The 19,820-nt window shown below is 61.7% G+C and carries 17 protein-coding genes and 1 pseudogene; 14 read left to right on the top strand and 4 right to left on the bottom strand.

What is annotated here, in order from left to right; translation table 11 throughout:
• Positions 1–57: 57 nt before the first annotated feature.
• Positions 58–1,233: an alpha-hydroxy acid oxidase gene (locus BN32_RS22380; protein ID WP_019195776.1), complete on the bottom strand. Its 1,176-nt coding sequence runs from the start codon at positions 1,231–1,233 to the stop codon at positions 58–60.
• Between the two features lie 92 nt (positions 1,234–1,325).
• Here BN32_RS22380 and BN32_RS27295 point away from each other — a divergent pair, with 92 nt between their 5' ends.
• Both BN32_RS27295 and BN32_RS27290 read left to right on the top strand, forming a co-directional pair.
• Positions 1,326–1,490, top strand: a complete 165-nt coding sequence (locus BN32_RS27295; RefSeq protein ID WP_019195777.1) for a hypothetical protein — start codon at positions 1,326–1,328, stop codon at positions 1,488–1,490.
• Between the two features lie 80 nt (positions 1,491–1,570).
• A complete protein-coding gene (locus BN32_RS27290) occupies positions 1,571–1,747 on the top strand; it encodes a hypothetical protein (RefSeq protein ID WP_019195778.1) in 177 nt (58 codons plus the stop codon).
• A gap of 112 nt (positions 1,748–1,859) precedes the next feature.
• Here BN32_RS27290 and BN32_RS22375 read toward each other — a convergent pair whose 3' ends face one another.
• Positions 1,860–2,552, bottom strand: coding sequence for an outer membrane protein (locus BN32_RS22375; RefSeq protein ID WP_019195779.1), 693 nt, complete (start codon positions 2,550–2,552; stop codon positions 1,860–1,862).
• A gap of 149 nt (positions 2,553–2,701) precedes the next feature.
• Here BN32_RS22375 and BN32_RS22370 point away from each other — a divergent pair, with 149 nt between their 5' ends.
• From BN32_RS22370 to BN32_RS22325, 10 genes are all read left to right on the top strand, one after another.
• Entirely contained in the window at positions 2,702–3,856 is a 1,155-nt protein-coding gene (locus tag BN32_RS22370; protein ID WP_019195780.1) for a helix-turn-helix domain-containing protein, read from the top strand.
• 191 nt (positions 3,857–4,047) lie between these two features.
• Positions 4,048–5,397, top strand: coding sequence for a phosphoglucosamine mutase (glmM, locus tag BN32_RS22365; protein ID WP_019195781.1), 1,350 nt, complete (start codon positions 4,048–4,050; stop codon positions 5,395–5,397).
• 256 nt (positions 5,398–5,653) lie between these two features.
• Positions 5,654–6,898: an MFS transporter gene (locus tag BN32_RS22360; protein WP_019195782.1), complete on the top strand. Its 1,245-nt coding sequence runs from the start codon at positions 5,654–5,656 to the stop codon at positions 6,896–6,898.
• A gap of 348 nt (positions 6,899–7,246) precedes the next feature.
• On the top strand, positions 7,247–8,119 hold the full coding sequence (locus BN32_RS22355) for an outer membrane protein (RefSeq protein WP_019195783.1): 873 nt from the start codon (positions 7,247–7,249) through the stop codon (positions 8,117–8,119).
• A 173-nt stretch (positions 8,120–8,292) separates the two neighbouring features.
• Entirely contained in the window at positions 8,293–9,108 is an 816-nt protein-coding gene (locus BN32_RS22350; protein ID WP_040427467.1) for an outer membrane protein, read from the top strand.
• 121 nt (positions 9,109–9,229) lie between these two features.
• Positions 9,230–9,808 carry a glutathione S-transferase family protein gene (locus BN32_RS22345; protein WP_019195785.1) on the top strand — a complete coding sequence of 193 codons (579 nt, stop codon included), beginning with the start codon at positions 9,230–9,232 and terminating at the stop codon, positions 9,806–9,808.
• Positions 9,809–9,992: 184 nt separating this feature from the next.
• Entirely contained in the window at positions 9,993–11,165 is a 1,173-nt protein-coding gene (locus tag BN32_RS22340; protein WP_040427237.1) for a phosphoserine transaminase, read from the top strand.
• A gap of 64 nt (positions 11,166–11,229) precedes the next feature.
• Positions 11,230–11,568 carry a hypothetical protein gene (locus BN32_RS22335; protein ID WP_019195787.1) on the top strand — a complete coding sequence of 113 codons (339 nt, stop codon included), beginning with the start codon at positions 11,230–11,232 and terminating at the stop codon, positions 11,566–11,568.
• Between the two features lie 11 nt (positions 11,569–11,579).
• Positions 11,580–13,169 (top strand): phosphoglycerate dehydrogenase, encoded by a 1,590-nt coding sequence (gene serA / locus BN32_RS22330; protein ID WP_019195788.1) that lies wholly within the window; start codon positions 11,580–11,582, stop codon positions 13,167–13,169.
• 401 nt (positions 13,170–13,570) lie between these two features.
• Complete coding sequence (locus tag BN32_RS22325) at positions 13,571–15,259, top strand: methyl-accepting chemotaxis protein (RefSeq protein WP_040427235.1); 1,689 nt, start codon at positions 13,571–13,573, stop codon at positions 15,257–15,259.
• A 165-nt stretch (positions 15,260–15,424) separates the two neighbouring features.
• On the opposite strand, the gene BN32_RS22320 is transcribed toward BN32_RS22325, so the two are convergent.
• Together BN32_RS22320 and BN32_RS22315 are read right to left on the bottom strand one after the other, a co-directional pair.
• Positions 15,425–16,417: a Bug family tripartite tricarboxylate transporter substrate binding protein gene (locus BN32_RS22320; RefSeq protein ID WP_019195791.1), complete on the bottom strand. Its 993-nt coding sequence runs from the start codon at positions 16,415–16,417 to the stop codon at positions 15,425–15,427.
• 273 nt (positions 16,418–16,690) lie between these two features.
• Positions 16,691–17,638 (bottom strand): DMT family transporter, encoded by a 948-nt coding sequence (locus BN32_RS22315; RefSeq protein ID WP_019195792.1) that lies wholly within the window; start codon positions 17,636–17,638, stop codon positions 16,691–16,693.
• A gap of 495 nt (positions 17,639–18,133) precedes the next feature.
• Here BN32_RS22315 and BN32_RS22310 point away from each other — a divergent pair, with 495 nt between their 5' ends.
• The gene (locus BN32_RS22310) at positions 18,134–19,426 is read left to right on the top strand and encodes an adenylosuccinate synthase (RefSeq protein WP_019195794.1); all 1,293 of its coding nucleotides are present in this window, start codon (positions 18,134–18,136) and stop codon (positions 19,424–19,426) included.
• A gap of 141 nt (positions 19,427–19,567) precedes the next feature.
• Positions 19,568–19,820, top strand: a pseudogene (locus tag BN32_RS22305) (hypothetical protein); the annotation flags it as partial.

The raw sequence follows: 19,820 nt of genomic DNA, 5'->3' as shown, positions 1-19,820 counted from the left end.
AGCAATCCAGTCTTATTATGTGCTGCTCTGGATTGCTTCGCTTCGCTCGCAATGACGTCAATTCCGCGGGCTGCTCACCGCATTGGTCTGCAGGTAATCGGTCAGCACGCGGCGATCGATTTCGTCGACGCGGTTGATGCCGCACAGGCCCATCGTGGTGTTGAGCTCCTTGCCGATCAGATCGAGCGCCATGGTCACGCCGGCCTGTCCGCCGGCTCCGAGACCGTAGATGTAAGCGCGGCCGATCATGCAGGACTTCGCGCCGAGCGCCAGCGCGCGCATCACGTCCTGACCGGACCGGATGCCGCCGTCGAACATGATTTCAGTTTGCGAGCCGACGTCCTGCACGATCTCCGGCAGCACCGAGATCGATGATGGCGCGCCGTCGAGCTGGCGGCCGCCGTGGTTCGAGACCACGATCGCTTCCGCGCCGGTCTTCACCGCCTCGCGCGCATCCGCGACGTCGAGGATGCCCTTGATGATGAGCTTGCCCGGCCAGATGCTGCGGATCCATTCGACATCCTTCCAGTTCAGCGTGGTGTCGAACTGCGAGGCGACCCATTCGGAAACCGAGCCGAGATCCTGCGATCCTGCGACATGACCGGCGATGTTGCCGAAATTCCGGCTCTTGCCTTTGAGGATGCCCGAGACCCATGCAGGTTTGGTGGCGAAATCGATGATGTTCTTCAGCGTCAGCAGTTTCGGCGGCACCGACAGGCCGTTCTTGACGTCGGCGTGGCGCTGCCCGAGCACCTGCAGATCGACGGTCAGCACCAGGGCGCTGCATTTCGCGGCGATGGCGCGTTCAATGAGTGATTTCGCGAAGCCGCGATCCTTCATGACGTAAAGCTGAAACCAGAACGGCTTGTCGACATTCGCCGCGACGTCCTCGATCGAGCAGATCGACATGGTCGAGAGCGTGTAGGGAATGCCGAGCGCCTGCGCTGCGCGGCAGGCGTAGATCTCGCCGTCGCCATACTGCATTCCGGTCGAGCCGACCGGCGCGAGGATCAGCGGCATCGCGGCGGGCTCGCCGAGGATAGTGGTGTTCAGTTCGCGTTTGGAGACGTCCACAAGGATGCGCTGGCGAAACTTGTACTTCTGCATGTCGCTGATATTGGCGCGCAGGGTTTCTTCCGCATAGGAGCCGCCGTCCACGTAGTCGAAGAAGGGCTTCGGCACGCGGCGCTTGTGAATCTGCCGCAGGTCCTCGATGCAGGTAATGTTCTTCATGGACGCATCCTCACGTCATTGAATTTATTATTGAGACGATCATCTATCATGGTTGAGGCGCGCGCAAACAGCCGCCCGCCCGGGAGATCGTCATGACCACGAAAAAGGCTGATCCGGAAGCCGTCAAAAAGGCTGAAGCCGAAAAGCGCAAGCTGGACGAAGAGCTGGATGAAGCCTTGAGGGACACCTTCCCCGCCTCCGACCCGGTCAAGCTGACCCAGCCGGACCAGCACGTCGAGCCCGACGCCGAAAAGTGAGCGGCCAGCCGCGCTGATCTGTGCCGGAACATGGGTCGTCGCCGGACGTTTGACCCCGCGAACCCACGCAGGAGCAGATCATGGCCGGCGCCGACACCAAGCCGAAAAACGACAACAAGCCGAAAGACCCGGAGAAAAAGAAGCTCGACGATGCCCTTGAGAAGGGGCTGGAGGAATCATTTCCGGGCTCCGATCCGGTGAATGTCACCCAGCCGCCGCCGTCCAGGCACGATCAGGACATCAAGCGGAAGAGTTGATCTGTATTATATTACCAGCAATGGCCGATCGGCTGCAGTCACTGGTCCGACATCGGAATCAGAAAAGGGCGCTCCGCGGAACGGAGCGCCCTTTTTCGTGTGATGCGTCGCATCAGAAGCGATAATTCGCGCCCATGCGCACAAGGTCAAACTTGAGGTCGATGGGAGTGACCTCATTGGCGAAGGGAATGCCTCTAACGGTATTCTGACTTCCAAGATCGACGTGCAGATATTCGAGCTTTAGGCTCCATGCTTCGCGCACGGCAAATTCGATCCCGCCGCCGATCGCCCATCCGGTATGTGTTGCCGTGCCTCCGGCCCCGTTCCCTGTTGTGATATCCGTAAACTGATAGGCGTTTCGTCCGAAGGCAAAGCCGCCAGTGACATAAGGCAGTACGCTGTTGAATGCGAAACCGGCGCGTGCCCGCGCTGTCCCGAACCAGTCCAATGTATTCGAAGCGGTGACCGTTGTGCCCGGAAGGATTTCGCTTCCCTTGACGTCGGCATATTGGATGTCTGCTTCCAGTCCGAAAACTGCCGCGCCTGTCTGCCAGTTGAATCCGATCTGCCCGCCGCCGATGAAGCCGTCATAGGTGGATGTCACTGCGGGACCGTTGAACGGCAGCGCGGTGTGGGCATCGCCGAATGCATAACCTGCATTGAGGCCCGCATAGAAGCCGGACCATGAGGGTACAGACGGCGGAGCCTTGTAAACCGGCGCGAGGTCGGCTGCGCTGGCGAGCGTCGTTCCGGAAAGGGACAGCAGCAGCGCGATCGCCGTCGGGTGTGGTGTGCGTGGAATCATTTGCGGTTCCTGAGAAGAGCTCCGGACGGGAGCAGTCGGAAGCACCCTAAGGCGGATATTGCCGGGACACTTGCACATCGCCGCAACAGATACGGACTGCTGCGCACACGCGGCGCGTTTCCCGTATGTGTGACCTCCGCGCCACGTACATGCGGACGATTGCGCAATCGAGTTGGATTCTTGCGTCATGCGAAACAGCGGCGGACGGCAGTGATAAATTGCCACAGCGGCTTGCTTCAGATTGCGCTTTCAACTCCGCGAACGTCTGGCAATTCTGGGCCCGTCACGAAAAAGGAACGAGCGACATGACGGGAAAGATGCTTTTTTCGTCGGATCAACTGCCAGCCGCTTTTGATGACCGCCAGCGCTTTGGTTTGTGGCGCGATCTGTACTCGGCGCAATACGGCTTGCTTGACTTCACCCGCGCGGAAGACCGGCCTTTCACCGCACGTCTTGAGTTTGCCCAGTTCGGCCCGGTGGCGACCGGATGGTTCGAAGGAGCCCTGATACGCGCGCGCCGGACGCGGCATGAGCTGCGGCGGGATGCGCGCGACGAGTTGTTTCTGTTCTTCAACTGCGGACATTCGCCGATTGAAGTCCATCAGTGCGGCCGCGAGCTTGTGGTGCAGCCGGGCACGTCGGCTCTCCTGAATTACTATGAGCCAGGCGATTGCCGGCACGGGAAAGACCATCTCTGGACGGCGTTCACGGTGGAGCGCCATCGTCTGCGATCCCTCGTGCGCAATGTCGAGGATCTGGTCGCCATGCCTCTGGATTCGCAAAGCGAAGCCATGAAGCATTTGCAGCGCTATGCGCGTTTTCTTTCCGAAGAGGGGACTGCTGGTGATGATCCGGCTCTGGCCGAACACATCGGCAATTCCCTTCTCGATCTGATCGCTCTGGCGATCGGCCCGAATCGCGACGGAATCGAATTGGCGCGGATGCGCGGCTTGCGCGCGGCCCGCCTGCGGACGATCCTCGCGCAGATCGAGGCCCATTTCGACGATCCGGAATTTTCGCTGGATTCGATCGTGAGACAGCAGCGGCTTTCAGCCCGTTACGTGCAGACTCTCCTGCAGGACAGCGGATGCGGTTTCACCGAGCGTGTCGCTGAATTGCGGTTGCAGAAGGCGCGGCGCATGCTGACCGACATCCGGCACGAGCAGATGGGGATTGGGGATATCGCCGGTGCCTGCGGGTTTACTGACGCGGCTTATTTCACCCGCCGCTTTCGTATGCGCTTTGGCATGTCGCCCACCGCTTTCCGGGGAGCATCTGTCTCTCATGAAGGAATGGAAATATAAAACTCTATTCTTATCAATTAGATACGTCGAATTCCGTATCTGGCCCGGCGGTAATGATTCATCATATTATTTGAAGGATTCCCGCCCGCAGAGGCTTTATAATCTGCTCTCCGCTATAATGGGGCGTTCGCCAGAGCCAAACAGGTGCTTTACGGGGACCTGGCCGGAGACGCGGCGGAGCGGGGGAATTCATGGTGCGCAAATATTTCGGGACCGACGGCATTCGTGGCCGCGCCAATGGTCTGATCACGCCTGAGCTGGCTCTCAAGGTCGGGCAGGCGGCCGGGCTGGTGTTTCAGCGCGGCGACCATCGTCATCGCGTGGTGATCGGCAAGGACACCCGCCTGTCGGGTTACATGATCGAGAACGCCATGGTGGCGGGCTTCACCTCGGTGGGCATGGACGTGCTGCTGCTCGGCCCGATGCCGACGCCGGCCGTCGCTATGCTGACCAAGTCGATGCGCGCCGATCTCGGCGTGATGATTTCAGCGTCGCACAATCTGTTCGACGACAACGGCATCAAGCTGTTCGGCCCTGCCGGTTTCAAGCTGTCCGACGATGTCGAAACGCAGATCGAACAGTTGATGGACGAGAACCTCGACAAGCGGCTCGCCCAGAGCGCCAGTCTCGGCCGCGCCCGCCGCATCGACGGCGTCCATGACCGCTACATCGAATTTGCCAAGCGCACCCTGCCGCGCGATCTCAGCCTCGACGGCCTTCGCGTCGTGGTCGATTGCGCCAACGGTGCAGCCTACAAGGTGGTGCCGGAAGCGCTGTGGGAATTGGGAGCTGATGTTATCTCCATCGGCGTCGAGCCGGATGGTTTCAACATCAACAAGGATTGCGGTTCGACCTCGCCGGAAGCGCTGTCGCGCAAGGTGCGCGAGATGCGTGCCGACATCGGCATCGCGCTCGATGGCGACGCCGATCGCGTCATCATCGTCGACGAGCGCGGCCATGTGGTCGATGGCGACCAGCTTCTCGCGGTGATCGCGCAGAGCTGGAAGGACGATGGACGGCTGGCCAAGCCCGGCATCGTCGCCACCGTGATGTCCAATCTCGGTCTGGAACGCTATCTGAAGGAGCAGGGCATCGAACTGCTGCGCACGCCGGTCGGCGACCGTTACGTGCTCGAGCAGATGCTGAAGGGTGGCTACAACCTCGGCGGCGAACCGTCGGGTCACATCATTATGTCCGACTTCGCGACCACGGGCGACGGCTTCGTTGCAGCGCTTCAGGTTCTGGCCGTGGTCCAGCGCCTGGGCCGTCCGGTCTCGGAAGTCTGCCACCGCTTCGAGCCGATGCCGCAGATCCTCAAAAACGTGCGCTACCGCAACGGCAAGCCGCTCGACAATCCGACGGTCAAGTCCGCGATCGTCGATGCCGAGAAACGCCTGAACGGCTGCGGCCGTCTGCTGATCCGCCCAAGCGGGACCGAGCCGGTCATCCGCGTGATGGGCGAGGGCGACAACCGCGACCTCGTCGAGGAAGCCGTCGACATGATCGTCTCGGCCCTGGGAACGGCATCGGCGGCGGCGTAAAACCCGATGTCGTCCCGGCGAATGCCGGGACCCACACTCCCTGTCGGTGTTGTGTTGCGAAAGGATGTCCAAATCACGTGGCCCAATTGAGGGCTTCGTGGTTATGGGTCCCGGCATTCGCCGGGACGACGCAGGCCTTTTCCCGCCGCAGTCTCGCCAATCCGGCACATCAGCCATGGTCAATCGCGACTGGTGGGATTGCCGCTGGATTTGTATTTCGTGGTGCATTCGATTTTGAATTTGCCGGGAAGCTGCCGTGAACAAGCCCGTTATTTTGTCTGAAGACACCCTTGTTGCACCTATCGTCGTGGATGCACCGGCGGCGCCGGCGCCGGCCGCGCCTGCTTTCGCCGTCATCGGCGCCATCAGCTTCTCGCATCTCCTCAACGACCTGATGCAGTCGCTGATCCCGTCGGTCTATCCGATCCTGAAGGACAACTACGCGCTCGACTTCGGCCAGATCGGCATGATCACGCTGGCCTTCATGTTCACGTCGTCGCTGTTGCAGCCGGTGATCGGCGCCTACACCGACAAGTATCCGAAGCCGTTCTCGCTCGCGCTCGGCATGGGCTTCACCTTTGCGGGATTGATCCTGCTCAGCGTCGCGCATCATTACTGGGTGATCCTGCTGGCCGCCGGCCTTGTCGGCACCGGCTCCGCCGTCTTCCATCCGGAATCCTCACGCATCGCGCGCATGGCGTCTGGCGGCCGCGTCGGCATGGCGCAATCGGTGTTTCAGGTCGGCGGCAATCTGGGCACGGCGATCGGCCCTGTGCTCGCGGCGCTGATCATCGTGCCGTTCGGGCAGGGCAGCATCGCGTGGTTCTCGCTGGTCGCGGCGCTCGCGATCGTTGTGCTGTGGCAGATCGGGCGCTGGTACGAGCCGCGCATCGCGCAGCGCAAGGGCGCTCATACGTCCCTGCCGGAAGACGGGCCGTCTTCGGCGCGCACCATGGTCGCGCTCACCGTGCTGATGGTGCTGCTGTTTTCGAAGACGTTCTACACCGCGAGCATCGGCAGCTATTACACCTTCTTTCTGATGCAAAAATTTGGTGTCAGCACCCAGGCGTCTCAGATTTATCTGTTCCTGTTTCTGGGCGCGAGCGCGGTCGGCGTATTCTTCGGCGGTCCGCTCGGTGATCGCTTCGGCCGCAAGTACGTGATCTGGTTTTCGATCATCGGTGCGCTGCCGTTCACGCTGGCGCTGCCCTACGTCGATCTCTACTGGAATGCGGTGCTGAGCATCGTGATCGGCTTCATCATCTCGTCGGCGACGCCCGCGATCATCGTCTATGCGCAGGAGCTGATGCCGCACCGCCTCGGCATGATCTCCGGACTGTTCTACGGCATGGCGTTCGGTTTCGGCGGCATCGGCGCCGCGGTGCTCGGTCAGGTCGCGGACTGGAAGGACATCAACTTCGTCTATCAGGTCTGCGCATTCCTGCCGGCGATCGGTTTGCTCGCAATCTTCCTGCCGCAGATGAAACGCCGCAAGCTCTGACGCTCGCTTCGTCATTGCGAGCGAAGCGAAGCAATCCAGTCTTTGTCACAGATTCTGGATTGCTTCGTCGCAAGTGCTCCTCGCAATGACGAATGCAAGTCGTGACCATGTGGCCATGGCCGTCACTTCGTCAGCATCTCTGACTCACCCATCAACACATCATTAGGATTTGTGGCGCGCGCCGCCGCGCGCGTTGTGTAAACGTTTACCGTCTTGCTTAAGCCAGATTAAAAATCGCGGTTAAGAATTAGGGTTAAGTGCCGCTTAAGCATTTGATGGCATCGTCCGGCCATGAGTTTTGTGAGTGAGGACTTGCGTTTGCCTCACCGGACGAAAGGACCGGACCCAATGCGTACTCTGAAGAATTTGCTTGCCGCAGGAGCGGCGTCATTGCTTTCCTCGGCGGCCTTCGCTGCCGATCTCCCGATGCCGCCGCCCTACATTCCGCCTCCGGTCGAAGATTTCGGCGGATGGTATCTGCGCGGCGATATCGGATTCAGCAATCAGAAGGTGAAGCGCTTCGAGATGGGCGACAACCGCAACGCGCGGGACCTTCTCTCACTCAATCAGACGGGCTCGTTCGATACCGCGGGTATCTACCAGATCGGCATCGGCTACCAGTTCAATAACTGGCTGCGCGGTGACATCACCGGTCAATACCGTGGCAATTCGAACTTCAAGGGCACCGATCTCATAACCTTCCCTGCGGGCGGCGGTCTCATTGGCGACGGCGTGAACAACTACACCGGCACCAAGTCCGAGTGGGTGGTGATGGCCAATGGCTATGTCGATCTTGGCACTTGGTGGAGCGTGACGCCGTTCATCGGCGCCGGCGTCGGCATGGCCCGCGTCAGTATCGCGGACTACACGGATAACGGTGCGATCAATATTGGCTATGCCGGCGGTGTGCCCTTCTTCGGCGGCCCGTTTGCGAGTTATGCCAGCGCGCCTGCTGCATCCAAGTGGAACTTCGCATGGGCCGCTCACGCTGGTCTGGCCTACAAGGTCAATCCGGCGATGACCATCGAACTCGGTTACAGCTACATGAATCTCGGCGACGGCACCACCGGAGCGGTCTCGACCTATGATGGTTTCACCCGAGGCGTTCCCATGCAGTTCAAGGAAATCACCTCGCACGATCTGAAGTTCGGCGTGCGCTGGGCGCTCGATCCGGCTCCGGTTTACGCGCCGCCGATGCCTCCGCTCATGCGCAAGGGCTGATCGGAATTTTTCTTCTTCCCTCCGGAACAACTTCAACGGCGCGGATCTTTCCGCGCCGTTTTCTTTTTGGCGCGGCGCGCCGTTTCTTTTGTGCGAAGCGTGCGGCGGGAACGATTGATTAAGGTTAACGCGGCATCATCGAACGTAGTTAAGCGTTTATGACGGAGTTCGTGATGCGTCGAATTGTTTTGGCGATGGCTCTGGTTACGGCGGCGCACGGCGCGCATGCCGCGGACTTGCCCGACCTGACCGATCTCCCGGTCCTGCGCGGAGGCTTTCGCGACGGAGTGATCCCGCGATGGCAGGGCTTCTACGTCGGCGGACAGGCGGGGACCGGTTCGTCGGATATGAATTTCGCCGGCACGACGCAGGATATCGTAGCCAAACTTCTGGTGAATACCGCGATCGAAAACGTTGGCCGGGTTTCCGAGTGGCCGGTCATGGGCAGGAAATCGCAGCGGGGCGATGGCGTCGGCGGTTTCGTCGGCTACAACTCGCAGTGGGATGACGTCGTGCTTGGCATTGAAGCCAATTACATGCATGGCAATTTCGGCGGTAGCGATTCAGGCACGATGTCGCGGTTCTTCGTTGCGGGAGGTTCTACCAACTTCGTGGACTATTCCGCCAAGTCGAGTTTCACGATCAAGGACATGGGATCGATCCGCGCGCGCGCCGGATACGCCTGGGGCAGTTTCCTGCCCTATGCGTTCGGCGGTGTTTCGCTCGGCCGGGCCGACGTCTTTAAGAGTGCGACCGTTTCGGGCACGCAAGTGCAAATTGCTCCTCCAAACACTGTTGTTCCTTTCTCGGTCAGTCAGACCGAAGGCCAGAGCAATCGCTTCATCTACGGTTATGCAGCGGGTCTCGGTGTCGATGTGATGCTCGCCGGCGGCCTGTTCATGCGCGGCGAGTGGGAGTATCTCAAGTTCGTCGGCCCCATCGATACCAGCATCAATACCGTGCGCGGCGGTCTCGGCTACCGGTTCTGATTGATCCGTCGTCTGCAATTTTTTCTTGCGCAATTCCTGCGGTTCCTGTCGTTGACAGGGGCCGTATCGCCTGTTGTGCTGTCGTTCGTCTCAAGGCGGCGGCCATCGGGAAGGTGCGGTCATGAAAATCTATGGTGACCTGAAATCCGGTAATTGCCTGAAGGTGAAATGGGTGTGTGACAGGCTTTCGCGCCGCTACACCTGGGTCGAGATCGATACCCTGAAGAATGAAAGCCGCACGCCGGAGTTTCTCAAGCTCAACGGGGCGGGGCAGGTGCCTGTGCTCGAGCTCGACGACGGGCGCACGCTGGCGCAATCCAACGCCATCATCCGTTATCTGGCGCGCGGCACCGATCTGATCCCCGCAGAGGCCTTTCTCGCGGCGAAAATGGACGAGTGGCTGTTCTGGGAACAGTACAGCCATGAGCCTTACCTCGCGGTTTGCCGCTTCCAGATGTTCTACCTCGGCCAGTCGCAGGGCGACCTTGATCCCGAGAAGGTCAAACGCGGTTACTTCGCGCTGGCGCGAATGGAGCATCAGCTTCACGACACACGGTTTCTGGTCGGCGACGCGCTGTCGCTCGCGGACGTGGCGCTGCTGGCCTATACCCGCGTCGCCCATGAAGGCGGCTTTCACCTCGACGGCTATGCCTCGGTGCGGCGCTGGGTTGCGGATTCCGAGAAGGTGCTGGGGCTTTGATCCTTTATTACCTCGCCCGTTTACGGGGAGAGGGAGCCGCTTCGTCACTGCTGCTTGTCCCGTTGCATCCCAGCCTTGTGAACGGGGAAGGGCGAAGTTTCTTGACGAAAACAGGAAGCTCCCATATTGACGGCGGCGGGACACCTCCCCCCAACGGGAGGCTCACTATCTGGAAGGATAGACGATGACTGTAGCGAAGCCCGCTTCGCGGCCTAACGTGCCGCATTTTTCGTCCGGCCCCTGCGCCAAGCGCCCCGGCTGGAACCCCCAAAATCTCAAGGACGCAGCGCTCGGCCGTTCGCATCGCGCGAAGGTCGGCAAGGCCAAGCTCAAGCTCGCGATCGAACTGACGCGCGAAGTGCTTGAAGTTCCCGCCGACTACAAGATCGGCATCGTGCCGGCGTCCGACACCGGCGCCGTCGAGATGGCGCTGTGGTCGCTGCTCGGGCCGCGCCCCGTCACCACCATTGCATGGGAATCCTTCGGCGAAGGCTGGGTCAGCGACATCGTCAAGGAATTGAAGCTCAAGGACGTCGTCAAGCTCCACGCGGGCTACGGCGAGATTCCGGATCTGTCGAAAGCCGACAAGAACTCGGACATCGTGTTCACCTGGAACGGCACCACCTCCGGCGTGCGGGTTCCGAACGCCGACTGGATCCGCGACGACCGCGAAGGTCTGACGATCTGCGACGCTACCTCCGCCGCGTTCGCGCAGCCGCTCGACTGGCCGAAGCTCGATGTCGTGACCTTCTCCTGGCAGAAGGCGCTGGGCGGCGAGGCTGCGCACGGCATGTTGATCCTGTCGCCGCGCGCTGTCGCCCGGCTCGAGAGCTATACGCCGCCGTGGCCGCTGCCGAAGATCTTCCGCATGACCAAGGGCGGCAAGCTCAATGCCGGCATCTTCGAGGGCGAAACCATCAACACGCCGTCGATGCTCTGCGTCGAGGACTATCTCGATGCGTTGAACTGGGCCAAGTCTGTTGGCGGTCTCAAGGCGCTGATCGCGCGCGCCGATGCCAGCACCAAGGTGCTGGCGGACTGGAAGGCCAGGACGCCGTGGGTGGATTTCCTCGCGGCCGATCCGGCAATCCGCTCCAACACCTCGGTGTGCATGAAGGTCGTCGATCCGGCGATCACGGCGCTGTCCGCCGATGCGCAGGCGGATTTCGCCAAGAAGCTCGTCGCTGCGGTCGAGAAAGAAGGCGCCGGTTACGACTTCGCGCATTATCGCGATGCGCCTGCGGGTCTTCGCATCTGGTGCGGCGCGACGGTTGAGGCCAGGGACGTCGAGGTCCTGACGCAGTGGATCGACTGGGCGTTCGCCGAGACCAAGGCTTCGCTCGCCAAGGCGGCGTGATTTTCCAAAGATGACGTCTCCCTCTCCCATAATGGGGGAGGGGTTCTCCGCTTCGGAGGCCCTCATGATCTCGCGCATCTGGCATGGTTGGACCACGCCCGCGAACGCAGACGTTTACGAACGTCTGCTGCGGACGGAAATCTTCCCCGGGATTCTCGCGCGCAAGGTCGCGGGCTTCCACGACATTCAGCTTCTGCGGCGTGATGCCGGCGTGGAGGTCGAGTTCGTCACCATCATGACGTTCGAGACGCTCGACGCGGTGATCGCCTTCGCCGGGCCGAACTACGAAGAAGGCGTCGTGCCTGACAAGGCGCGTGCCGTGCTGTCGCGCTTCGACGCGACATCCCAACACTACGAAATCATCGAGACGCGGCAGAACCGGCCGCGCCCCCCAAATTTCTGATTGGAGCTTCCATGTCCAAACCCAAAGTACTCATTTCCGATGCGTTGTCTCCTGCCGCGGTGCAGATCTTCAAGGATCGCGGCGTCGAGGTCGATTTCCAGCCGGATCTCGGCAAGGACAAGGACAAGCTCGCCGGGATTATCGGCAACTATGACGGCCTCGCGATCCGCTCCGCCACCAAGGCGACGGCGAAGATCCTCGAGAAGGCGACAAGGTTGAAGGTGATCGGCCGCGCCGGCATCGGCGTCGACAACGTCGAGATCCCGGCCGCCACGGCCAAGGGCATCATCGTGATGAACACGCCGTTCGGAAATTCGATCACCACCGCTGAACATGCCATCACGCTGATGCTGGCGCTGGCCCGCGAAATTCCCGCCGCCGATGCCTCGACCCAGGCCGGCAAGTGGGAAAAGAACCGCTTTATGGGCGTCGAGATCACCGCCAAGACCCTCGGCGTGATCGGCGCCGGCAACATCGGCTCGATCGTCGCCGACCGCGCGCTTGGGCTGCGCATGAAGGTCATCGCGTTCGATCCGTTCCTGTCGCCGGAGCGCGCCAAGGACATCGGCGTCGAGAAGGTCGAGCTTGAGGATCTGTTCAAGCGCGCCGACTTCATCACGCTGCACACCCCGCTGACCGACAAGACCAAGAACATCATCGATGCGGCCTCGCTCGCCAAGATGAAGAAGGGCGTGCGCATCATCAATTGCGCGCGCGGCGGTCTGGTCGATGAGCAGGCGCTGGTCGATGCGCTGAATTCCAAGCAGGTCGCGGGCGCCGCCTTCGACGTGTTCGTGGAGGAGCCGGCCAAGACCAACGTGCTGTTCGGTCATCCCAACGTCATCTGCACGCCGCATCTGGGCGCATCCACTACGGAAGCGCAGGAAAACGTCGCGTTGCAGGTCGCCGAACAGATGTCGGATTACCTTTTGACTGGCGCGATCTCCAACGCCGTCAACTTCCCCTCGATCACGGCGGAGGAAGCGCCGAAGCTGAAGCCCTTTATTGAACTGGCCGAAAAGCTCGGCTCATTCGCGGGCCAGCTGACCGAGACCGGCATCGCCAAGGTCACGATCACCTATGAAGGCGTGGTCGCGGACATGAAGATCAAGGCGCTGACCTCGGCGGCGCTGACCGGGCTGCTGCGGCCGATGCTGGGCGACGTCAACGTCGTTTCCGCGCCGGTGGTGGCGAAGGAGCGCGGCATGGTGGTGGATGAGGTGACTCGTGCCGCACGGAGCGACTATGAAAGCCTGATCACGGTCACCGTTACGACCGAACGGCAGGAGCGGTCGGTGTCCGGCACGGTCTATCACGACGGAAAGCCGCGCCTCGTGGACATCAAGGGCATCCGCGTCGATGCGGAGTTCGGCAAGTCGATGATCTACATCACCAACGAGGACAAGCCGGGTTTCATCGGCAAGTTCGCCTCGCTGCTCGGCGACGCCAAGATCAACATCGCGACCTTCCATCTCGGCCGTAACGAGCAGGGCGGCGACGCCATCGCGCTGGTCGAAGTCGACGGCGCGGTGCCGGCCGATGTTCTCGCCAAGGTGGCGGCGTTGCCGCAGGTCAAGCAGGCCAAGGTGCTGACCTTTTAGGGCCGAATATCTCCAGCGCCGTCGAAAAGCAGGGCGCCCGCTACGCGGGAGATCGCGCGCAACATCCAGTCGGTGGCGGCGGGATCGACCGAGATCAGCGATCACATCGGCGGCGTCAGCGCGGCGGCCGCCGCGACCGGCACGGCGGTGCGGGCGGCGTAATCTCTCCGCTGAGGAGAGCGATCCTCCGGTGCTGATCCGGAAGCATCGAATACCATCGAACACACAACAGGCGCGGCTGCTGGAAGGCAGCCGCGCCTTTTTGTCTCAGTGTCTCGAATGCCAGCCGTGGGCGCCAGGCGGACGACGGGTAAGAAAGATTCAACAATCTTCCTATAAAGGAAGTGAATTCTTACTTCTTGCTTGTGGCGCGTCCGCGCCAATTTTCCCGGAGAAGCCGCGTGAAATTTTTGAATAACTGGCCCGTTGCCCTGAAGCTGGGCGTTCTGGTGTGCGTCACTCTGATTGGTCTGTGTGCCGCAGGCTTTTTTGCCGCCCGCATGATGCAGAACGAAATGTTCAGCGCGCGGAAGGAGCAGCTCCGTGCGATCGTCGATACTGCCAAGAACATGGCCATCGGATACCAGAAGCAGGTGGATGCCGGGAAGCTGACCAAGGACGCTGCGATCGAGCAGTGGGTCCAGCGGGTCCAGAACATGACTTACGACAACGGCGCGGGCTACATGTTCGTCTACACAATGGAGGGCATTGCGGTTGCGGTGCTCAATCCGAAGCAGATCGGCACCAGCCATCTCGACAATGAGGTGAACGGGCGCAAGTCCACCCGTGAAATGCGCGACGGTGTTGCCGCCAAGGGCGACGTCACGATCCATTACTTTTGGCAGAAGCCGGGCCAGCCCGAACTGGCCCCGAAAGTCTCCTATGCCGCCGGAATTCCCGGCTGGAATATGTTCGTCGGCACCGGCGCATATGTCGACGACCTCGACGCCAAGCTGATGCAGATCGCAATGGCGCTGGGCGCCGCGATCCTTGGTATCGGCGTGATTTCCGGCGCGGTGGCCTGGTTCATCGGCCGCAGCATTACCCGTCCGCTCGGCCAGCTCGGCGCGCGCATGAAGACGCTGGCTGATGGCCGGCTTGAGGAGGAGATACCGGGCATCGGCCGGCGCGACGAGATCGGCGCCATGGCGGAGACGGTGCAGGTGTTCAAGGACAACGCGCTGCGCATGCGTGACCTTGAAAGCACCGACGCCGAGACGCGGAAGCGGGCGGCGGAGGAACGCACGAACGCAATGCATGCGATCGCCCTGGAATTCGAGAGCAGCGTGAACGGTATCGTGCGTTCGGTGGCATCGTCTGCGGCCGGCATGCAGACCACAGCGCAATCGATGACCCATTCGGCGACGGACGCGAGCGCCCGCGCGGCGACCGTGGGATCGGCTTCGGAGAAGGCATCGAACGACGTCGGTACGGTGGCGGCCGCCGCCGAGGAACTGTCCAGTTCGGTCGCGGAAATCTCCCGCCAGGTCAATCAGTCGAATGAGATCGCGAGCAAGGCCGTGGCCGATGCCGAGCGCACCAACGCGACGGTGCAGGTTCTTTCCAGCGGCGCCGAAAAGATCGGCGAGGTGGTGCAGCTCATTCACAGTATCGCAGCGCAGACCAATCTGCTTGCGCTCAACGCCACCATCGAGGCGGCGCGCGCGGGTGAGGCGGGGCGCGGTTTCGCCGTCGTCGCATCGGAAGTGAAGGCGCTGGCCACCCAGACCGCCAAGGCAACCGAAGAGATTTCGGCTCAGGTCGCAGCGATGCAGGCGACGACCAACGATGCGGTGACGTCGATCGGCGGCATCACCGCGACGATCGCGCGCATGAGCGAGATCACGCTGAATATCTCCAGCGCCGTTGAAGAACAGGGCGCCGCTACCCGGGAGATCGCGCGCAACATTCAGTCGGTGGCGGCGGGCTCCGCCGAGATCAGCGATCACATCGGCGGCGTCAGCGCGGCGGCTTCGGCCACCGGCAATGCGGCGTCGGTCGTTCTTACCAGCGCCCGCGATCTCGACCAGCAATCGGGCATGCTGCGCTCGGCGGTGGACGAATTCCTCGGCAAGGTGCGGGCGGCTTAACGGCCGCGTTCGTCTTCTCCCTCCCCCTTGTGGGGAGGGAAGACCGGCATAGCCGGTCAGGGTGGGGGGCCAGCGCCGCCAGTGCTTCTAAAAAATCCCCCACCCGACTGGCCCAAATAAAAGGATTTGGGCCAGCCACCCTCCCCACAAGGGGGAGGGATAAAACTACTGCTTCTCGATCTTGGCTTCGCGGATCAGCTTTTCCCACACCACGAGCTGCTCCTTCAGGAACTTGTCGAAGCTCTCGGGCGTGCCGGAAAATGCCTCCATGCCGCGGCCGGCCAGTTCCTTCTGCATGTCGGGCCGCTCGATCACCTTGCGGATCTCCGCATTCAGCTTCGTCACGATATCCTTCGGCATGTTGGCGGGGCCGAGATAGCCCTGCCATGACGTGATGTCGAAGCCCTTCACGCCGGCTTCGTCCATCGTGGGAAGATTGGGCAACAGCGCGGAACGCTTCATCGTGGTCACCGCCAGCGCCTTCAGTGCATTGGCGTTGACGTGCGGCAGGCCGGTCGGCACGTCCACGAACATCATGGAGACCCGGCCGGCGATCACGTCGGTCAGCGCCGGCGGCGAACTCTTGTAGGGCACGTGAAGCAGATCGATGCCGGCCAGCGTCGCGAAGGTCGCGCCGGAGACAATCGCCGACGAGCTGCCGCTGGCGTAGGAGTACTTGCCGGGATTCGCCTTGGCGAGCGCGACCAGTTCGGCGACCGACTTGGCCGGGATTTCGGGATTGATCACCAGCATGAACGGCAGGTCGCCGGTGCGCGCGATCGGCGTGAAATCCTTGATCGGATCGTACGTCATGTTCTTCAGGAGATACGGATTGGCCGAGTGCGACGTATTGGTCGTGACGAAAATCGTGTAGCCGTCCGGCTCCGAACGCGCGACATAACTCGCCGCGATCGAACCGTTGGCGCCGGGTTTGTTATCGATCACGATGTTGGCGCCGAGCCCGGTGGCGAGTTCCTTCGAGATCAGGCGCGTGGTGCTGTCGGTGCCGCTTCCCGCCGCGAACGGCAGCACCAGCGTGATGTTCTTGCCCGGCGCGGGCCAGGCCGTCTGCGCGGACGACGGTCCGGCAGCCAGAGCGCCTGCGGCAACCGCGAGCGCCGCGGCCATTGGCGAAATCGTTGATTTCAGAAAGTTCATTGATGGTGTCTCCGCCCTGTCGATTCTTTATGCGCCGATCGTCAGGTCATCGGTGACCTGCGCCGTTCGCTTGGGGCAGAGATTGCGCGAAGTCCTGGCGAATTGCCAGTCAGTGGTCCGATTCTAACATTCGCACCCCGTTTCAGCAGGCATTCCTGCAAATGTTAGAATCAAAGGACCACTGGCAAATATAAGTTTCTAGTGGAGTTTTGGATTTGACATTCGCTTGAGGACTCGCTGCCGGGGGGGGGCGTGAATGTCAAATCCACTCCACTAGGAAGCGGGACGTTTCCCGGCCGATCCGCGCCGCGATGCGGTGAAAATACCCGCCAGCACCAGCACGTAGCCCACCAGATGAAACAGCTCCGGCTTTTCGCCGAGCAGCACGATCGCCATCACCGAGCCGAACACCGGCACCAGATGGAAGAACGGCGCGGCGCGGTTAGGTCCGATCAGTTCGATGCCGCGGTTGAAGAAGATGTAGGCCAGCGTCGAGGGAAACAGCACGACGAACACGACCGTCGATATTGTGAGCGTATCAAATTTCAAATGATCGCCGGTGGAGATTTCCCATCCCACCAGCGGCACCAGCATCACCGCGCCCATGCCGGTGGTGAAGGCGATCAGCGACAGCGGATTGATCCTCGGACGTTTCGGCATCAGGGCGGAGTACAGCCCGAACACGAACAGCGCGGCGGCGAAACTGATGTCGCCGGCGTTGACCTGGATCGCTGCCAGCGCGGCGAGATCTCCGCGCAGGACGATGACAAGCACACCGAGCAGCGAGACGAGGATGCCGGCCGCCTGCATCCATGACAGCCTCACGCCGAACAGCATCAGCGACCACAGCGCGACGAACAGCGGCCCCGACGACTGGATCAGCAGCGCGTTCAGGGCCTGGGTGTGTTGCAGGCCCCAGTACGACAGCGCGTTGTTGAACGCGAAGCCGGTAAACGCGAGCAGCAGCAACAGCGGCAGGTTCTTTCGGATCACCGGCCAGTCGCGCACGAGGTAGGGCCAGGCGAAAGGAACGAGTACAAGAAATGTCCCGGCCCAGCGGCTGAATGTGAGGGCGAATGGCGGCACATGACCCGCGACGAAACGGCCGAGCACGATGTTCATCGCCCAGAACAGCGACATCAGGCTGAGCATCAAATAGGGCTGATTGAAAAGCCAACTGGCCGGCGAGGGCTTGCGCAAGGGCGGATCGGCGACGGTCATGGGGCTTTGGGAAAGAGGGTGCGTCAAGTTGTGCCGATATTTCGCACCGTCACAACCGCCAATCCCGGATTGCTCCATTGCACCATGCGGGCAACGCGCGAATTGGCGCTTGCCTGCATCGCCTTGCCATTGCGAGCGAAGCAGCAATCCCGACAGGCGCCGTCAAGCGAAGGCCAGGTGGGCCTTCCTCGCTCCCCCCTCAACCAGGAGTGAAAACTCCGCAGTTTGACGGGAGAACGCCGTGCGAGGCTGTTTATGTCGGTGGCGAATTGGAGACTTTGCAAGGATGGCTGGGGCTATCCAGAATTATTTGGGGATATCAATGGTTTGCACCCCATTCGGCGCGAGCATCGATACCCGTTGGCGCTTGCGTCCCCTGCGCGCATCCGTTATCCGGTGACATGCCTCGCTAGCGCGCCACCCAAGCTGCAAGGCGCTGGAATTCTGCCGGCTGGAATTCGAGCGGATTTGCGGGTTGCGGGAGAATGTCTGGAAATGGCTAACGTTGTTGTCGTCGGCGCCCAGTGGGGCGACGAAGGGAAAGGCAAGATCGTCGACTGGTTGTCGGAGCAAGCCGACATCGTCGTTCGCTTTCAGGGCGGCCACAATGCCGGCCATACGCTCGTCATCAACGGCAAGACCTACAAGCTCGCGCTGCTCCCCTCGGGCGTGCTGCGGCCGTCGAAGCTGTCGGTCATCGGCAACGGCGTGGTGTTCGACCCGCAAGCCTTTCTCGCCGAACTCGACAAGCTCCGCAGCCAGGACGTGTCCATCACGCGCGACAATCTGCGCATCGCCGAGAACGTCACGCTGATCCTGCCGCTGCATCGCGAACTGGATTCGGTGCGGGAGAACGCCAGCAAGGCTAACGCCATCGGCACCACCCAGCGCGGCATCGGCCCGGCCTATGAAGACAAGGTCGGCCGCCGGGCGATCCGGCTGATGGATCTCGCCGACCCCGATACGTTGCCGCACAAGATCGACCGCCTGCTGACACATCACAACGCGCTGCGTCGCGGCCTGAACCTGCCCGAGATCGATGGCAAAGACGTCCTGTCCGAGTTGATGGCGGTTGCGCCGCAGGTGCTGCCGTTCGCGGATTCGGTGTGGAACCTGCTCGACCACAAGCGCCGCGAAGGCAAGCGCATCCTGTTCGAGGGCGCGCAGGGCGCGCTGCTCGATGTCGATCACGGCACCTATCCCTACGTCACCTCGTCCAACACCGTGGCGGCGCAGGCCGCGACCGGCACCGGCATGGGCCCGAGTTCGGTCGGTTATGTGCTCGGCATCTGCAAGGCCTATACGACTCGCGTCGGGCAAGGCCCGTTCCCGACCGAACTGACCAACGAGATCGGCGAACTGATCGGCCAGCGCGGCAAGGAATTCGGCGTCAACACGGGACGCAAGCGCCGCTGCGGCTGGTTCGATGCCGTGCTGGTGCGGCAGACGGCCCGGACCTGCGGCATTCATGGTCTCGCGCTGACCAAGCTCGACATCCTCGACGGCTTCGATGAGATCCAGGTCTGTGTCGGCTATACGCTCGACGGCAAGGAGATCGATCATCTGCCGGCCGGTGAGGGCGCCCAGGCGCGCGTCGTGCCGATCTATGAAACCATCGAAGGCTGGAAAGAGCCGACGGCCAACGCCCGGTCGTGGGCGGATCTGCCGGCGCAAGCCATCAAGTATGTTCGCCGGGTCGAGGAATTGGTCGGCTGCCCGATTGCGCTGCTTTCCACCAGCCCGGAACGCGAGGATACTATCCTCGTGCAAAACCCGTTTGAGGCATAAGCGTGGCCCCGAAAAGTGGGACCCGGTTTTCGGATCGGGCCGTGCTTGCGCAAAAGATCGCCTGTAGCGTGTTGACTGTGTTCTGTTGATTGACGTTTTTTAAGTACAGGGTTCGGGGAGAATCCTGCAAACTGGACCAGAATGGCTGATTACTATCCGCTCATAGCCCGTGCCATCGCCGGACTGGACCCCAGTGCTCCCGGCGAACAACGTCGTGCGCTCTATGAGCGCGCACGGACGGCCCTGATTTCCCAGCTGCGCGGCGTGCAGCCCGCATTGAGTGAAGCCGAAATCACCCGTGAGCGGCTGGCGCTCGAAGATGCGGTGCGCCGGGTCGAAGCCGATGCCGCCCGTCGTGCCGCCGCGCTTCAGTCCAATGGACCGCCGCGCGATC

Origin of the sequence: Afipia birgiae 34632 (assembly GCF_000308295.2) — a bacterium.
Taxonomy (GTDB): domain Bacteria; phylum Pseudomonadota; class Alphaproteobacteria; order Rhizobiales; family Xanthobacteraceae; genus Afipia; species Afipia birgiae.
Note: the sequence above shows the minus strand (reverse complement) of the source record. Positions and strands in the feature narration are given on the sequence as shown.

Excerpts from the sequence above, each read along its gene's own strand:
- BN32_RS22380 (WP_019195776.1), bottom strand. The coding sequence starts at position 1,233 with ATGAAGAACATTACCTGCATCGAGGACCTGCGGCAGATTCACAAGCGC.
- BN32_RS27295 (WP_019195777.1), top strand. The coding sequence starts at position 1,326 with ATGACCACGAAAAAGGCTGATCCGGAAGCCGTCAAAAAGGCTGAAGCC.
- BN32_RS27290 (WP_019195778.1), top strand. The coding sequence starts at position 1,571 with ATGGCCGGCGCCGACACCAAGCCGAAAAACGACAACAAGCCGAAAGAC.
- BN32_RS22375 (WP_019195779.1), bottom strand. The coding sequence starts at position 2,552 with ATGATTCCACGCACACCACACCCGACGGCGATCGCGCTGCTGCTGTCC.
- BN32_RS22370 (WP_019195780.1), top strand. The coding sequence starts at position 2,702 with ATGCGGACGATTGCGCAATCGAGTTGGATTCTTGCGTCATGCGAAACA.
- glmM (WP_019195781.1), top strand. The coding sequence starts at position 4,048 with ATGGTGCGCAAATATTTCGGGACCGACGGCATTCGTGGCCGCGCCAAT.
- BN32_RS22355 (WP_019195783.1), top strand. The coding sequence starts at position 7,247 with ATGCGTACTCTGAAGAATTTGCTTGCCGCAGGAGCGGCGTCATTGCTT.
- BN32_RS22350 (WP_040427467.1), top strand. The coding sequence starts at position 8,293 with ATGCGTCGAATTGTTTTGGCGATGGCTCTGGTTACGGCGGCGCACGGC.
- BN32_RS22345 (WP_019195785.1), top strand. The coding sequence starts at position 9,230 with ATGAAAATCTATGGTGACCTGAAATCCGGTAATTGCCTGAAGGTGAAA.
- BN32_RS22340 (WP_040427237.1), top strand. The coding sequence starts at position 9,993 with ATGACTGTAGCGAAGCCCGCTTCGCGGCCTAACGTGCCGCATTTTTCG.
- BN32_RS22335 (WP_019195787.1), top strand. The coding sequence starts at position 11,230 with ATGATCTCGCGCATCTGGCATGGTTGGACCACGCCCGCGAACGCAGAC.
- serA (WP_019195788.1), top strand. The coding sequence starts at position 11,580 with ATGTCCAAACCCAAAGTACTCATTTCCGATGCGTTGTCTCCTGCCGCG.
- BN32_RS22320 (WP_019195791.1), bottom strand. The coding sequence starts at position 16,417 with ATGAACTTTCTGAAATCAACGATTTCGCCAATGGCCGCGGCGCTCGCG.
- BN32_RS22315 (WP_019195792.1), bottom strand. The coding sequence starts at position 17,638 with ATGACCGTCGCCGATCCGCCCTTGCGCAAGCCCTCGCCGGCCAGTTGG.
- BN32_RS22310 (WP_019195794.1), top strand. The coding sequence starts at position 18,134 with ATGGCTAACGTTGTTGTCGTCGGCGCCCAGTGGGGCGACGAAGGGAAA.